Genomic DNA, 14,158 nt, shown 5'->3' with positions numbered 1-14,158 from the left:
GGGTCGCGTTCGTCATCTCCGCACTGGGGCGCCTCTACTTGCCCACCCGGCTCAGGGGTTCAACAGTCTCACCCGTCGAGAACGCAACGGCCCTGGTGCAGGGGGCGAGCGTGCCCGGGCCGATCTGGCGGGAGACCATGATCCAGGCGCTGCGCAAGGTCCGTCCCACGCCGTTCACCCCGATCCTCACCAGCCGTTTCGAGGGCTGCACGACGGGCTGCCCGCCGAAGGAGCCGGAGAAGGACGAGGACGAAGAAGCGACGGGAGCCACCCCCACCCCCACCCCCACGACCTCGCTCTCCCCCACCCCCACCACCGAACCGTGAGGACGGGGACGCGTGGTCAGAACTCGTCGTGCCCGGTGACCTGGGTGACGGTGAAGACGTGGCGGGTGGCGGCGCAGATCGTCTCCAGGGTGTGGACGGGCACGTCGTCCGTGGAGTAGCCGGTGCGCAGCACCTGGACGACCCACTCCCCCTCCGACAGCTCCAGCGTCTCGCGCTCGAACGCGGTCGGGGGGCGGGCGACCAGCGTCTCCTCGGCGTGCCCGAACTCGTGGCCCAGCGCCACCAGCGCCGACTGCAGCGACGGCCGGACGAACCCGGGCTCGGCGATGCGGGTGCCGGCGAAGAGGTCGGCGCGGAAGAAGCTGGTGGCGACGCGTACGGGGACGCCGGAGGCGGTCAACAGCTTGCGCCGCGCGATGACGCCGGTGCCCGGTGGCACGCGCAGGCAGGCGGCGACGTGATCGGGGGCGGGCTCCTCGCCGACGTACAGCATGCGGCGGCCCGCCTCCAGCCCCTGGCGCTCGGCCTCGGCCAGGAACAGGGACTTCGACGCGCGTACGGCGGGCTCGGTCGGCAGCGCCCGGCGGACCAGCACCCGCTGCGCCCCGGCGTTCGTGCCCTGTGTGACTCCCATGTCAGCCTCCTCGACGTGCGCAGGCATCCTACGCGCCCCGCCACCGGCCCCGGTCGGGGGGAGATCGCCGGGCGGAGCATAGGATCGCGTACATGGCAACGTGCGAACATCTGTCACAGGCGGGCGACCCCGCCGCGAAGACGCCGGAGGGCTGCGAGGAGTGCCTGGCCCACCACGGGCGGTGGGTGCACCTGCGGCGCTGCCTGGAGTGCGGCCACATCGGGTGCTGCGACTCGTCGCCGGCCAAACACGCCACCGCGCACTTCCACGAGACCGGCCACGCCGTCGTGCAGTCGTACGAGCGGGGCGAGAACTGGCGCTGGTGCTTCGTCGACAGCCAGATGGGCTGACCCAGCCCGGCACCGGCCCCGAAGCCCCGGGCGCAGCCCTGTGCCCTGGGCTCGCGGACCTGAGCCCCGGGCGCGTGAACCTGAGCCCCGGGCGCGCGGCTCTGACCACCGGGCGCGCGGACCTGAGCCCCGGGCGCTCGGCCTCGGTCAGCGGTCGAGGATGGCCTCTTCGAAGTCGAGCTGCGCCATCACCTCGCGCAGCACCTCGTCGTCGAGCCGCCGCTCGTCGCGCATGCGGACGAAGACCTCCCGCTCGGCCTGCAGCATCCGCCGCCGCAACCTCCGGTAGAGCGTGCTCGGCGTCTCGGCGCCGCCGGGTCCCGTGCCGCCGCCGAGGCGTTCCCAGGCGGTCAGCGAGCGCCGCCACGACTTCTCCCTGAGCTGGTCGATGACCTGTTTCTGGATCTCGTCCGGTTCGTGGCCCTGCTCGGCGACGAGCCGGTCGAGTTCGGCCAGGCCCGCCTCCAGCGCCGCCTGCTGGGCGGCCGCCTCGGCCAGCCGGTCCTCGTAGCGCTCCTGCTCGCTCGACACCCGCAGCCTCCTGATCAGCGCCGGGAACGTGGTGCCCTGGATGAGCAGCGTGCCGATCACGGTGGTGAACGTCAGGAACAGCAGCATCGCCCGATCCCGCTCGGGCACGGTCTCGGGGATGGCGAACGCCGCCGCCAGCGAGACGACGCCGCGCATGCCCGCCCAGCTGAGGATCGCCGTCTGCTGCCCGGTCGGCCGCGCCTCCGCCCCGCGGATCATCTTGATCAGGTACGAGTACGCGAACATCCAGACGAACCGGACGGCGATCGTCACCCCCAGCACCGCCACCGCGTACCCCGCGACCTGCCACGGCCGATAACCGGCGATGCCCTCGATCACGGGCACGAGCTGCAGCCCGATCAGCGCGAACACCACCGTCTCGAGGAAGAAGACGATGACCCGCCACACGGCGTCGGACACCAGCCGGGTGCCGAACCCGCGCAGATGCATGCGGTTGCCGAGATAGAGGCCCACGATCACCACGGAGATCACGCCGGAGGCGTGCACCGACTCGGCCCCGAGGTAGGCGGCGAACGGGACGAGCAGCATGACCGTGTTGTCGACGAGCGAGTCGCGGGTGCGTTCGAGCACCCACGCGCATCCGAACGCCAGCGCCAGCCCGATCACCGCCCCGCCCACGGCGGCGAGCAGGAACTCGCCCAGCCCGTGCCAGAGGCTGATCGCGCCGCCGGTGGCCGCGCCGATGGCGACGCGGTAGAGCGTGAGCGCGGTGGCGTCGTTGAACAGGCTCTCGCCGACGAGGATGGTCAGCGCCCGGCGCGGCAACCCCAGCCTGCGGCCGACCGCGACGGCCGCCACCGCGTCGGGCGGCGCGACGATCGCGCCGAGCGCGAACGCCGCCGCGAGCGGCAGGGCGGGCAGCAGGAGGTGGACGAGCAACCCGACCACGACCGTGGTGAACAGCACCAGCCCCACCGACAGCAGCCCGACCGACTTCCTGACGTCGCGCAGGCGCAGATAGGAGCTGTCGAGGGCGGCGGAGTAGAGCAGCGGCGGCAGGAAGACGTAGAGCACGAGCTCGGGGTCGAGGGGCACCGCGGGCACCAGCGGCGAGACCAGCAGCCCGGCCGCGACCAGCAGCAGCGGGGCGGGCCAGCCCCTGCGCCGCGCGAACGCCGCCACCGCGACCGCGCCACCGGCCAGCAACAGCAGTTGCGAGCCCATGCCGAACCCCACCAGCGCCCCCTCCACCAGGTCACGGCCGTGTCAGCCGATCGTCTCGCGGTGAAGAGTACCCGGCGGCGCGAGGGCGGCGGTCACCAGGCGGTCACCACTCCCTGCGGTCGCTTCTTTCGTGGTAATCGGGCTGGTCGGGGCGCAGGCGCTCGCCCGTGGAGAACATGGGGTCCCCGACGTACGGGCGGGTCAGCTCGGTCTCGGACTGCGGGTACTGCTGCTGCTCCTGGCGGCCGAGCGCGAGCAGGGGATCGACCGGGTTGGCCTGGCCGGCCTGCGGGTTCTGGTAGGAGCCGTAGTCGTCGGGGGCGGGCTGCGGCGGCTGCCTGCGGCGGCCTGCTCCCGGGATGCCGTGCATGGGCGTGCCCAGGCCCGCGGTGCTGGGCTGCGGCTCGGGCCGCGGCCGCTGCTGCTGGTGCTGAGGTTGCTGGGGCTGGGGCTGGGGCTGGGCCTGCTGCTGGTAGCCGTCGGCGCGCCGGCCCGCGTAGGGGTCGGAGGGGTAGGCGTCGGCGGCGTACTGGTCGTGGCGGGGCTGCGCCTGCTGGTACGGGTCGGCGGCCTGCGAGGGGAAGCCCAGCGGGTCGGTGCTCAGCGGCGACGGGCGGCGCTGCTCGCCGGGGAACTGGTAGACGGGGTCCTGGTCGACGTACTGCGGGCCGGTGAAGGGATCGGGCTGCCTGCCCTGCGACTGGGCGTAGTGCGGGTCGCTGAGCGGGTCGCCGGTGTACTGCGGGCCGCTGTAGGGGTCGCCGGTGTACTTCGGCTGGGGGCCCGTCGACTCGACGTACTGCGGGCCCGTGAAGGGATTGCGCTGGTCGCCGTACTGCTCGCGGGGCGCGGTGGTCTCGCCGTACGCCTCGCGCTGGGCGCCCGCGTCACCGTAGGAGGCGACGAGCTTGTCCTGGTGGGGCGGGTTGCCCCGGGCCACGAGCACGTCGTTGGGCGCCAGCGCCGCCGTGGGACGGTCGTCCAGCGGCTGGCCCTGAGGCTGCTGCGCCTGGGGCTGCTGAGGCTGGGGCGGCCGGTGGTACTGGCCGGTGCCGGGGATGACCTCGGTGCCCGGCTCGTGCGCCGGGACGGCGGGCTGCTCACCGGTCGCCTCCGCGAACCCCTCATCGAGGGTGTCGAGCAGCCGGCCGACATCCTCCATCGGCATGCGGAAGCTCGCTGTGCACATCTCCCCGCGCCACAGGCTGAGGACGAGCGTGCCCTCATGCCACGTGACACGCAGACACCGCTCTTGACCTCGCGCATCGAAGAAGACTTCGCCGAACGACGGCAACGGGACAACTTCCGACATGGCAGACATACTGCTTTAACCAGCCTTTATTCGTCCACTCAACCCCGGAAAACCCTACTTAACCGGCCTTCCCATCTACTCCCGGAACCCCTCTGGTCACATCCGGTGAAGTCCCCCACCTGCCAGTCGGCGCTCCGATCGCCCAGTGTGCCACGCAACCCGCCGGGAGTTTCCTGGAACGCCGGGATGCGTCTGGCCGATCACACCGCGTTCGGCGCGGCGACCCCGGAATGCGGGTAGCGTTTACTGCCGTGCCCGACTCCCATCTCCCGCCAGTGGACGAACTGCTCAGCATCGCGGTAACCGCTCTCGGAGGGAGCGAACGCCAGGGCCAGATCACCATGGTGCGGGCCGTGCAACACGCCATCGACGCAGAAGAGCACCTGGCCGTCCAGGCGGGCACGGGCACGGGGAAGTCGCTGGCCTATCTGGTGCCGTCGATCCGCCACGCGATGGACAGCGACGCGCCCGTCGTGATCTCCACGGCCACCATCGCGCTGCAGCGCCAGCTCGTCGACCGCGACCTGCCCCGCCTGTCCGAGACACTCGGCAAGGAGCTGCCGCACGAGCCCACGTACGCGATTCTCAAGGGCCGCCGCAACTACCTGTGCCGCTACAAGGCGACCGCGGGCTGGCCCGAGGACGACGAGCAGGACCAGCTGTTCGACCCGCGCGAGGTGAGCGCGACGGGGCGCATGGTGCAGCGCATCCAGGAGTGGGCCGAGGAGACCGAGACCGGCGACCGCGACGAGCTGGTGCCGGGCGTCAGCGAGCAGGCGTGGCGGCAGTTCTCGGTCAGCGCGCAGGAGTGCCTGGGCGCGAGCCGCTGCCCGAGCGGCGCCGAGTGCTTCGCCGAGCTGGCCAGGGCGCGCGCGGGCGAGGTCGACGTCGTGGTGACCAACCACGCGCTGCTCGCCATCGACGCCATGGGCGAGCTGCCGGTGCTGCCCGAGCACCAGGTCGTCGTGGTCGACGAGGCGCACGAGCTGGTCGACAGGGTGACGTCCGTGGTGACGTCCGAGCTGTCGGAGGCGTCCGTCATGCTCGCCGTACGCCGGGTCGGCCGCCTCATCGACCAGCCCATCGCCGACCAGCTCATGGAGGCGGGCGAAGACCTCAAGGCGCTTCTGGCCGCCGCCCCGCCCGGCCGCATCGACGAGCTGCCCCAGGTGCTCGGGCTGACCCTGCAGCTCATTCGCGACTCCGCCTGGCGCTGCGTCACCGCCCTGGGGCCGCGCAACGCCGACAAGGACGACCCCGACAAGGCGGGCCAGCGCAAGGCCGCGTTCACGGCGCTCGACGAGGTGCACGACACCGCCGTACGCATGCTCGACGCCTACGGCCACGCCTCCGAGGCCGACAGGGCCGAGGTGGTCTGGCTCGACGGCGGCACCGACCGGCGCCCGCCCGCACTGCGGGTGGCGCCGCTCAGCGTCAGCGGCATGCTGCGCGACAAGCTGTTCGGCGAGCGCACGGTCGTGCTCACCTCGGCCACGCTGGCGCTCGGCGGCACGTTCGACGCGCTGGCCGCGCAGTGGGGGCTCGGCGAGGCGGGCAAAGACTGGCAGGGCATCGACGTCGGCTCCCCCTTCGACCACCCACGCTCCGGCATCCTCTACGTCGCCAAGCACCTCCCCCAGCCCGGTCGCGACGGGCTGCCGCAGCAATACCTCGACGAGATCGCCGAGCTGATCGAGGCGGCCGGTGGGCGCACGCTGGGGTTGTTCTCCTCGATGCGGGCGGCCAAGGCGGCGACCGAGGCGCTGCGCGACCGGCTCGACGTGCCGCTGCTGTGCCAGGGTGACGACTCGACGATGCTGCTGGTCAAGCAGTTCGCCGAGGACGAGCCGACCTGCCTGTTCGGCACGTTGTCGCTGTGGCAGGGGGTCGACGTGCCGGGGCCGTCGCTGCGGCTGGTCATCATCGACCGCGTCCCGTTCCCCCGGCCCGACGACCCGCTGACCTCCGCCCGCCAGCGCCACGTGGCGGCCAAGGGCGGCAACGGCTTCATGGCCGTCGCCGCCAACCACGCCGCCCTGCTGCTGGCCCAGGGCGTCGGCCGGCTGCTGCGCTCGCAGGACGACAAGGGCGTCATCGCGGTCCTCGACCCTCGCCTGGTGACGGCCCGCTACAGCGGCTTCCTCCTGGGCTCGCTACCGCCGTTCTGGCGCACCACCGACCCGGCCGTCCCCCGCGCCGCGTTGAAGCGCCTCACCACCACCTGACCCCGAAGGCATCCTGCCGCGCGCTCGGCGCGGCGGCGCCCGATCCCGAAGAGCGCCGGCCGCGACGGCGGACACCGCCGGCAGCACGGGGCGCGCGGCGCCTGCGACCGCGGTGAGGGCGCACAGAGACGGCCCCCGCGATGGCGCGGGAGCCGCAAGCCGGGACCAGGCCCAGGGAGCCGAGGGCCGGAGTCAGGCCCAGGGGGCGAGGTCGGGGCGTTTGGCGGTGAGGCCGTCGCCCGAAGAGACACCGCGCAGGCGGCGGGAGACCCACGGCACCAGGTGCTCCCGCATCCACTGGGCGTCCTCGCGACGCCGGGTGCGGGGGTCGACGGTGCGGGCGGGCCACTCCTTGCGCCAGTCCTCGAACGGCACGCCCAGCACGTCGAGCACCCGGGCGGCCACCAGCCGGTGACCGTCCTCGTTCATGTGCAGCCGGTCGGCGCTCCAGGCCCGCCAGTCGCGCAGCCCCTGCATCGACCACTGGTCGACGAGCCGGCAGCCGTAGAGGTCGGCGACGGAGCGCAGGTGCAGGTAGTAGATGGCGAACTTGCCGCGCATCCGCCGCATGATGGGCGTGTCACGCGGATCGACCCCGGTGAACAGCAGCACGTCGGCCCCGCCGGAGCGCAGGTCGCGTACGGCCCGCGCGAGGGTCTTCGCCATGACGTCGGGATCGCTGCCCGGCCTGAGCAGGTCGTTGCCCCCGGCGCAGAAGCTGACCAGGTCGGGCGCCATCTCGACGGCCAGCGGCACCTGCTCGGCCACGACCTGGTCGAGCAGCTTGCCGCGCACGGCCAGGTTGGCGTAGCGGAAGGAGGGGTCGTCGGCGGCGAGCCGCTCGGCCACCCGGTCGGCCCAGCCACGGTAGTGCCCGTCCGGACCGGGATCGTTCAGTCCTTCTGTGAAGCTGTCGCCGAGCGCGACGAAGGACTTGTAGTGCCTCATGAGGTGGTGATCATCTCCGCGATAGCGTGCAGCGCAAGGACGTATGACTGTAGTCCGAACCCGGCGATCGTGCCCGTCGCCACCCCGGCCACGACGGAGGTATGGCGAAACTCTTCCCTCGCCGCGGGATTGGAGATGTGGACCTCGACGAGCGGGGCGGTGCGCTGGGCGATGGCGTCCTTGAGCGCGTAGGAGTAATGGGTGAAGGCGGCGGGGTTGAGCACGACGGGGATGCGGCCGTCGCATGCCTCGTGGATCCAGCCGATCATCTCGGCCTCGTCGTCGGTCTGGCGCACCTCGACGTGGTGGCCGAGCTTGCGGCCGGTGTCGCGGCAGAGGGCGGCGAGGTCGTCCAGGGTGTCGGCGCCGTAGACGTCGGGCTCGCGCACGCCGAGCCGGCCCAGGTTGGGGCCGTTGAGGACGAGGATCATGCGGAGATCTCCTTGTAGGCGGCTTCGAGCAGCTCTTCCGCCGGATCTTCGAGGCGGCCCGGCCTGGCGAGGTCGTCGAGCACGACGAACCGCTGCTTGGCGCCGCGGTTCTTCTTGTCGAGCCGCATGTGGTCGCGCAGCCGCGGCCAGGCGTCGGCGCGGTGGGTGGTCGGCAGGCCCACGGAGGTGAGGATGGCGCGGGTGCGGGCGACGACGTCGGCGCGGCCGGACAGCCTGGACAGCTCGGCGGCGTAGACCATGCCGACGGCGACCGCCTCGCCGTGGCGGATCGTGTAGTGCTCGTCGCGCTCGATGGCGTGGGCGAGCGTGTGGCCGTAGTTGAGGATCTCGCGCAGGCCGGCCTCGCGCAGGTCGGCGCCCACGACGTCGGCCTTGACCCGGATCTTGCGCTCGATCAGCTCGCGGGTGTGGGGGCCGTCGGGACGGGTGGCGGCCTCAGGGTCGGACTCGACCAGCCGCAGGATCTCGGGGTCGGCGATGAAGCCGCCCTTGATGATCTCCGCCAGGCCCGCGACATAGTCCGCCTTGGGCAGCCCGGCCAGCGTGGACAGCTCGCACAGCACGCCGGCGGGCGGCAGGAAGGTGCCGACGAGGTTCTTCCCCTCGGCGGTGTCGATGCCGTTCTTGCCGCCGACGGCGGCGTCGACCATGGCGAGCAGCGTGGTGGGCACGAGCACGACCTGGACGCCGCGCAGCCACGTGGCCGCCACGAACCCGGCGAGGTCGGTGGTCGCGCCGCCGCCGACGCCCACCACGGCGTCGGAGCGGGTCACGCCGTGGCGGCCCAGCTCGGACCAGAGCCGCGCGGCCACCTCGACGGTCTTGCACTGCTCGCCGTCGGGCACGGTCAGCTCGGCCACCTCGTAGCCGGCCGCGACCAGCGCCTCGCGGACGGGCCTGGTGATCTCGGGCAGCGTCTCGGGGGCGATGACCGCGACCGTGCGCACGCCGGGCTTGAGCAGCGTGGCCAGCTCGGCCAGCACGCCGGTGCCGACCACGACGTCATAGGGGCTGTCGCCGCGTACGTGGATCCTGGTGGCGCTCACCCGGGCAGCCCCTTCACGATCTCGTCGGCCAGCTCTTCCGGCTCGCGCTTGTCGGTCACCACGGTCATCACGGCCAGCCGCTCGTAGATGGGCCGCCGCTCCTCCATCAGCGCCTTGAGGCGGCTGCGCGGGTTGAGCACCAGCAGCGGGCGGGCGCCGGCCAGGCCGACCCGCTGGACCGCGTCGGCCAGCCCGACCTGGAGGTAGACGACGGGCTGGCCGTCGAGCAGGGTCTGCGTCTCCTCGTGCAGGACGGCGCCGCCGCCGAGCGACAGGACGCCGTCGTGCTCGGCGAGGGCGCGGCGCACGGCCTCGTGTTCGAGCTCGCGGAAGCGCTCCTCGCCGTCCTCGACGAAGATGTCGGAGACGGGTTTGCCCGCCACCGCCTCGACGTCGGAGTCGGTGTCGCGGAACCCGACGCCGAGCCGCTCGGCGAGCAGCCGCCCGAGCGTGGTCTTGCCGGATCCGGGCGGCCCGATGAGCACGGCCTTGGCTGTCATTTGATCACCATGGAAGAGAGGTAGCCGGACAGGTTGCGGGCGACTTCCTCGACGGAGTCGCCACCGAACTTCTCGATCGCCGCGTCGGCCAGCACCAGCGCGACCATCGCCTCGGCCACGATGCCGGCCGCCGGCACGGCGCACACGTCGGAGCGCTCGTGGTGGGCCTTGGCCGCCTCGCCGGTCTTGACGTCGATCGTGGCCAGCGCCCGCGGCACCGTGGAGATGGGTTTCATGGCGGCGCTGACCCGCAGGATCTCGCCGTTGGTCATGCCGCCCTCGACGCCGCCCGCCCGGTTGGTGATGCGGCGCACGCCGTCTGCCGTGGTGTATTCGATCTCGTCGTGGGCGCGGGAGCCCGGCCTGCGGGCGGTCTCGAAGCCGTCGCCGACCGCGACGCCCTTGATCGCCTGGATGCCCATGAGCGCGCCCGCCAGGCGGGAGTCGAGCCTGCGGTCCCAGTGGGTGTAGCTGCCGAGGCCGGGCGGCAGGCCGTAGGCGAGGACCTCGACGACGCCGCCGAGTGTGTCGCCCTCCTTGTGTGCCTTGTCGATGACGGCGACCATCGCGGCGCTGCCCTCGGGGTCGGCGCACCTCACCGGGTCGTCGTCGATCCTGCCGAGGTCGCCGGGGCCGGGCAGCGTCTCGGCCGGGGTGCGGGCGCCGCCGATCTCGGTGACGTGGCTGACGATGTCGACGCCGAGCGCCTGCTTGAGGAAGCGCCGCGCGACCTCGCCCAGCGCGACCCTGGCCGCGGTCTCGCGGGCGCTGGCCCTGTCGAGGACATTGCGGGCATCGTCGAAGCCGTATTTCTGCATGCCGGCCAGGTCGGCGTGGCCGGGACGCGGGCGGGACCTCGGCGCGTTGCGCCCCAGGCCCTCGAGCTCGGCCGGGTCGACCGGGTCGGCCGCCATGACCTTCTCCCACTTCGGCCACTCGGTGTTGCCGACGCGGATGGCGACCGGGCTGCCCATGGTGCGCCCGTGGCGTACGCCGCCGACGATCGTCACCTGGTCCTGCTCGAACTTCATCCGCGCGCCGCGGCCATAACCGAGCCTGCGGCGGCGCAGGGCCTCGTCGACGGCGGCCGTGGTCACCTCGACCCCGGCCGGCAGGCCCTCGAGGATGGCGACGAGTTCGGGCCCGTGGGACTCTCCGGCGGTCAACCAGCGCAACATGCGTACAAGTCTTCCACGTGCCGCCGAGTGGGACGTCCCTCCGCTCACCCAGCGAGACAGAGTGTCGTGAACGCGCCGAGCAGCATGAAGGGGCCGAACGGGAACTGGGTGTGCCGCGTGCCGCGCCCGGTCAGCAGCAGGACGAGGGCGTACAGGGCGCCGAGCACCTGCCCGGCGAGCGCGGCGGCGGCCACCGCCTCCCAGCCCAAGGTGCCGCACGCCATGCCGATGAGCCCGGCCAGCTTCACGTCCCCGAACCCCATGGCATCCGGCCTGACCAGCCACAACACGCCGTAGACCGCGATGAGCGCCGCCCCTCCCGCCAGCGCGCCCGCCAGCTCGCCGGTCGGCAGGAGCGCGAGCGCCATGATCGGGTACGCGGGCAGCGTAATGGCGTCGGGCAACGTGCTGGTCCGCCAGTCGATCACCGCCAGCGCGGTGCCGATGACGGCGAAACACGCGTACGCCGGACCCGCCCGCCACGCCAGCACGACCACCACGGCGGCACAGGTCAGCTCGACCGCCCCCGGGGCCGGCGCCCACGCGGGGCCGTCGTCGTAGGACCCCGCGAGCGCTCTGATCCGGGCCCCGCAGACCAGCCCCACCACCGCCATGATCCCGAACATGCCGCAGAACCTAACCCGCTCCTCCGCGCCAGGAGGGCCGATACGCACAACCGGCATGACGCCGCCGCGCGGGGCGAGAGGCGGCCGATGCGGGGGCACGGCATCCCGCGAATGCGCGCGCGATGCGCCGGGCGGTCAGGGCCCATGCGCAAGGCGATGCGCCGGGCGGTCAAGGACCCATGCGCGGGCACGGCGTCAGCGCAATTTGCGGAGGCTGCCCGGGGTGCTCAGCTGGGCTTTCTGGAGAACCAGCGGCGTTTGGGCTTGGGCTGGGCGGGGGCCACCTTGGCGACCGTCACGCCGGTCAGTCGGTCCACTGTGCCGGATTCGACGGCGGCCAGGGCGGCCAGCACGTCGCCCTCGATCACGAACTGCACCGGGCCCGCCACGTCCACCACGACCGCCGCCGCCTGCTCCTGGACGGCGGCCCTGCACACCTGGAGCGTGGTGGCCTGGATCGGGCGGGCGTCGGGGCGCCACCTCGCCAGCGACTCCGTGCCGGTGAACGCGAGCACCGCCTGCCTGCCGTCCTGGCCGACGAGCTTGGGCAGCGCCATCTCGCTCTCCTTCTCCTGCCGCAGCCCGTGGGCGCCCACCTCGGTCTCGGTCAGCAGGGCGACCACGGGCACCAGCAGGCGTGCCGCGCCGAGCGCGTTGAGCACCTCGGCGGGGCCTGCCGTGCCCGCCTCGTAGGCGGCCAGGGCGGCGGCCACGGCCGGGGCGGCGGAGCCGTCGTCTTGCGGGTCGAGTGGCTGCGGGATGTTCGGCACAACGCCCGAGCCTATCCGCCACCCACCCAACCCCCGCCCGAAGCCCACCCCCCTTGCCAGACCACCACCCCGGCCCGTCCGAGGACCCCACCGGCCCGCTCAAGGACCGCCCTGGGCGGTCCTCGCAAGCGCGCCGGCGGGCGTCCGCAGGAGGGCGTCGGGGGTGTGGGTTCGGGTCAGCCGAGGTCGGCTATGGCGGCGACGGGGCCGCCGCCCGACGGGCCCTGGTGGACGGCGGCCACCGAGACGAAGACGGCCGGATCGCCGGTCACCGAGGCGGCCACGCCGCCCACCGCGGCCTTGATCTGGCGGTGCCAGTGGACGTCGGAGTCGTCCAGCATGATGTTGCGGCGGCCGCGGACGCGGCCCGACGGGTCGGCTTCGCATTTCATGAAGACGTTGACCAATCGTCCCCCGAGGTCCGACGGGTGGGGGCGGTCGGGGAGCGGGATGCCGGCGTCCTTGATGGCCTCCCAGATGCCGTCGGCGTCGAGCGCGTCCTTCATGACGCTGTGGCCGATGCGGTAGCGTCCGCCGATCCCGCGTACGTTGCCGACCAGCACGATCTGCGCCCGGTCCAGCTCGACGCCGGACGAGCAGGAGGCCACCGACGAGTACAGGGACAGGTCCTTGTGGATCTGGCCGGCGCTCGGCATCTCGATCTCGCCGAGCGCGACCGCGATGCCGAGCGCGGTGGTGGAGTTGGACAGGTCCATAGAGGGCCCGGTCTCCTCGATGGCGGTGTCCTGGCCGCGGCTCTTGGCGTCGGTGATGGTCGCGAGCGTGAGCAGCGGCGTCTTGGTCTGGACGTAGTGCACGTCGCGCGGATCGTCGATGCCGGCGATCTTCATGGCCTCGCGTACGCCGGCCGCGACCTTCTCCACCATGGCCGGGCGCCCGATGTCCTCGGGCAGGATGACCTCGCTCATCGCGACGCCGACCGACAGCCGCGGCTCGTCGGACGGCGGCGCGTCTGCCGTGGTGGCGAAGATGGTGGCGTGGGGGCTGAGGATGCCGTCGGTGCCGCCGGACCACACGAGCGGCACGCTCTCCGGCGACTTGTGCCCGTTCTCGGCGAGCACCTCGCGGAAGGCGCGGTCGGCGAGGATGCGGGTGTAGTCGTTGACACCGCCGTTGCCCTCGGTCTTGCCGATGACGGCCAGCACCCGTTCGGCCTCGATCACCCCGTCGGCGATGAGACGTGACAGGCCGGAGGCGTCGGTGACGCTCTCGATCGGCACCTTGCGCACTTCGATCGGGTCCGGCATGCGTTGCCCTCCTCTGCCCAGGTTTCCGCTGACGCTACCGAGCCGGCCAGCGGGGTTCATGGTCAATGTCTGCCCACGTAGACCGGCGGTGATGTCAACGTGTGGCGGCGGTAGGGTCCCGGATGTGATTCGGGACGCGCACGTCAACGGCATCAGGCTCCGCTACAGGGAGGAGGGCGGCCCCGACGACCGGCCGCTCGTGCTGCTGCACGGCCGCACCGCCGACCACAACGACTGGAACGGCATCACCCAGCACTTCGCCGGGAGGGGCCGCCACGTCCTCGTGCCGGATCTGCGGGGGCACGGCGAGAGCGAGCATCCGGGCGCGTACGCCCTGCACGAGATGGCCGGCGACGTAGCCGCGCTGCTCGACCACCTGAAGACCGGGTCCGTGGAGCTGATCGGGCACTCGCTGGGCGCGCTGGTGGCGACGCGGGTGACGATCGCGCGGCCGGACCTGGTGTCGCGGCTGGTGCTGGAGGACCCGCCGCAGGCGTACGCGATCACCGGGCGGCCGCTGATCGCGGAGGACGGCCCCGCGAGCTTCGACTGGCGGATGATGCACCAGACGGAGCCCCAGGTCAGCGACCCCGACCCGGCATGGGTGGCGGGACTCGGCACGATCGGGACGCCGGCGCTGGTGCTGTCGGGCGGGACGGCCAGCCCGTTCGACGCGGCGGACATCGCACGACGCATCCCGGGAGCGCGGCTGGTGACGGTCGAGGCGGGGCACCTGATCCACGTGACGGCCCGCCAGGAGTTCCTGCGGGTGGTGGACGCGTTCCTCGACGAAGACGCTCGGTAAAAGCGGGCTTCATGGGGCAAACGTGACCTTACTGTCATAAA

Annotated in this window: 15 protein-coding genes; 4 read left to right on the top strand and 11 right to left on the bottom strand. The window is 72.6% G+C overall.

Going from position 1 to position 14,158, the window contains the following annotated elements:
- On the top strand, positions 1-326 hold a 326-nt coding region (locus AB0K18_RS46680; RefSeq protein ID WP_364928493.1), incomplete at its 5' end, for a hypothetical protein.
- Positions 327-342: 16 nt separating this feature from the next.
- Here the strand turns inward: AB0K18_RS46680 and AB0K18_RS46675 are convergent.
- The gene (locus AB0K18_RS46675; RefSeq protein ID WP_364928490.1) at positions 343-921 is read right to left on the bottom strand and encodes a UTRA domain-containing protein; all 579 of its coding nucleotides are present in this window, start codon (positions 919-921) and stop codon (positions 343-345) included.
- 92 nt (positions 922-1,013) lie between these two features.
- On the opposite strand from AB0K18_RS46675, the gene AB0K18_RS46670 reads away from it, so the two are divergent.
- A complete protein-coding gene (locus tag AB0K18_RS46670) occupies positions 1,014-1,271 on the top strand; it encodes a UBP-type zinc finger domain-containing protein (protein ID WP_364928487.1) in 258 nt (85 codons plus the stop codon).
- Positions 1,272-1,418: 147 nt separating this feature from the next.
- On the opposite strand, the gene AB0K18_RS46665 is transcribed toward AB0K18_RS46670, so the two are convergent.
- Complete coding sequence (locus tag AB0K18_RS46665; RefSeq protein ID WP_364928484.1) at positions 1,419-3,014, bottom strand: Na+/H+ antiporter; 1,596 nt, start codon at positions 3,012-3,014, stop codon at positions 1,419-1,421.
- Positions 3,015-3,090: 76 nt separating this feature from the next.
- Positions 3,091-4,155: a hypothetical protein gene (locus tag AB0K18_RS46660; protein WP_364928481.1), complete on the bottom strand. Its 1,065-nt coding sequence runs from the start codon at positions 4,153-4,155 to the stop codon at positions 3,091-3,093.
- Positions 4,156-4,529: 374 nt separating this feature from the next.
- Here AB0K18_RS46660 and AB0K18_RS46655 point away from each other — a divergent pair, with 374 nt between their 5' ends.
- Positions 4,530-6,524, top strand: coding sequence for an ATP-dependent DNA helicase (locus AB0K18_RS46655; protein WP_364928478.1), 1,995 nt, complete (start codon positions 4,530-4,532; stop codon positions 6,522-6,524).
- 192 nt (positions 6,525-6,716) lie between these two features.
- On the opposite strand, the gene AB0K18_RS46650 is transcribed toward AB0K18_RS46655, so the two are convergent.
- The 8 genes from AB0K18_RS46650 to AB0K18_RS46615 all read right to left on the bottom strand — a co-directional run bounded on the left by AB0K18_RS46650 (position 6,717) and on the right by AB0K18_RS46615 (position 13,312).
- Positions 6,717-7,472 (bottom strand): SGNH/GDSL hydrolase family protein, encoded by a 756-nt coding sequence (locus AB0K18_RS46650; RefSeq protein ID WP_364928475.1) that lies wholly within the window; start codon positions 7,470-7,472, stop codon positions 6,717-6,719.
- Positions 7,469-7,903 carry a type II 3-dehydroquinate dehydratase gene (gene aroQ, locus AB0K18_RS46645; RefSeq protein ID WP_345387107.1) on the bottom strand — a complete coding sequence of 145 codons (435 nt, stop codon included), beginning with the start codon at positions 7,901-7,903 and terminating at the stop codon, positions 7,469-7,471. The genes AB0K18_RS46650 and aroQ overlap by 4 nt, the downstream gene beginning before the upstream one ends.
- Entirely contained in the window at positions 7,900-8,970 is a 1,071-nt protein-coding gene (gene aroB, locus AB0K18_RS46640) for a 3-dehydroquinate synthase (protein ID WP_364928472.1), read from the bottom strand. Before aroB ends, aroQ begins: the two co-directional genes overlap by 4 nt.
- Positions 8,967-9,470 carry a shikimate kinase gene (locus tag AB0K18_RS46635; protein ID WP_364928469.1) on the bottom strand — a complete coding sequence of 168 codons (504 nt, stop codon included), beginning with the start codon at positions 9,468-9,470 and terminating at the stop codon, positions 8,967-8,969. The genes aroB and AB0K18_RS46635 overlap by 4 nt, the downstream gene beginning before the upstream one ends.
- Positions 9,467-10,648 carry a chorismate synthase gene (gene aroC, locus AB0K18_RS46630; protein ID WP_364928466.1) on the bottom strand — a complete coding sequence of 394 codons (1,182 nt, stop codon included), beginning with the start codon at positions 10,646-10,648 and terminating at the stop codon, positions 9,467-9,469. The genes AB0K18_RS46635 and aroC overlap by 4 nt, the downstream gene beginning before the upstream one ends.
- A 44-nt stretch (positions 10,649-10,692) precedes the next feature.
- Complete coding sequence (locus AB0K18_RS46625) at positions 10,693-11,274, bottom strand: A24 family peptidase (RefSeq protein ID WP_364928463.1); 582 nt, start codon at positions 11,272-11,274, stop codon at positions 10,693-10,695.
- Between the two features lie 227 nt (positions 11,275-11,501).
- Entirely contained in the window at positions 11,502-12,044 is a 543-nt protein-coding gene (locus AB0K18_RS46620) for an SseB family protein (protein ID WP_364928461.1), read from the bottom strand.
- 176 nt (positions 12,045-12,220) lie between these two features.
- Positions 12,221-13,312, bottom strand: coding sequence for a ring-opening amidohydrolase (locus tag AB0K18_RS46615; protein ID WP_364928458.1), 1,092 nt, complete (start codon positions 13,310-13,312; stop codon positions 12,221-12,223).
- A 124-nt stretch (positions 13,313-13,436) separates the two neighbouring features.
- Here AB0K18_RS46615 and AB0K18_RS46610 point away from each other — a divergent pair, with 124 nt between their 5' ends.
- A complete protein-coding gene (locus AB0K18_RS46610) occupies positions 13,437-14,117 on the top strand; it encodes an alpha/beta fold hydrolase (RefSeq protein ID WP_364928455.1) in 681 nt (226 codons plus the stop codon).
- The last annotated feature ends 41 nt before the right edge of the window (positions 14,118-14,158 follow it).

Source organism: Nonomuraea sp. NPDC049421, from assembly GCF_040677005.1.
Classification (GTDB): domain Bacteria; phylum Actinomycetota; class Actinomycetes; order Streptosporangiales; family Streptosporangiaceae; genus Nonomuraea; species Nonomuraea salmonea.
The sequence above is the reverse complement of the archived record's forward strand: the minus strand, read 5'-3'. Positions and strand labels throughout refer to the sequence as shown.

Coding starts and splice junctions, on each gene's coding strand:
- AB0K18_RS46675 (WP_364928490.1), bottom strand. CDS start 921: ATGGGAGTCACACAGGGCACGAACGCCGGGGCGCAGCGGGTGCTGGTC.
- AB0K18_RS46670 (WP_364928487.1), top strand. CDS start 1,014: ATGGCAACGTGCGAACATCTGTCACAGGCGGGCGACCCCGCCGCGAAG.
- AB0K18_RS46660 (WP_364928481.1), bottom strand. CDS start 4,155: ATGCCGATGGAGGATGTCGGCCGGCTGCTCGACACCCTCGATGAGGGG.
- AB0K18_RS46655 (WP_364928478.1), top strand. CDS start 4,530: ATGCGGGTAGCGTTTACTGCCGTGCCCGACTCCCATCTCCCGCCAGTG.
- AB0K18_RS46650 (WP_364928475.1), bottom strand. CDS start 7,472: ATGAGGCACTACAAGTCCTTCGTCGCGCTCGGCGACAGCTTCACAGAA.
- aroQ (WP_345387107.1), bottom strand. CDS start 7,903: ATGATCCTCGTCCTCAACGGCCCCAACCTGGGCCGGCTCGGCGTGCGC.
- AB0K18_RS46635 (WP_364928469.1), bottom strand. CDS start 9,470: ATGACAGCCAAGGCCGTGCTCATCGGGCCGCCCGGATCCGGCAAGACC.
- aroC (WP_364928466.1), bottom strand. CDS start 10,648: ATGTTGCGCTGGTTGACCGCCGGAGAGTCCCACGGGCCCGAACTCGTC.
- AB0K18_RS46625 (WP_364928463.1), bottom strand. CDS start 11,274: ATGTTCGGGATCATGGCGGTGGTGGGGCTGGTCTGCGGGGCCCGGATC.
- AB0K18_RS46615 (WP_364928458.1), bottom strand. CDS start 13,312: ATGCCGGACCCGATCGAAGTGCGCAAGGTGCCGATCGAGAGCGTCACC.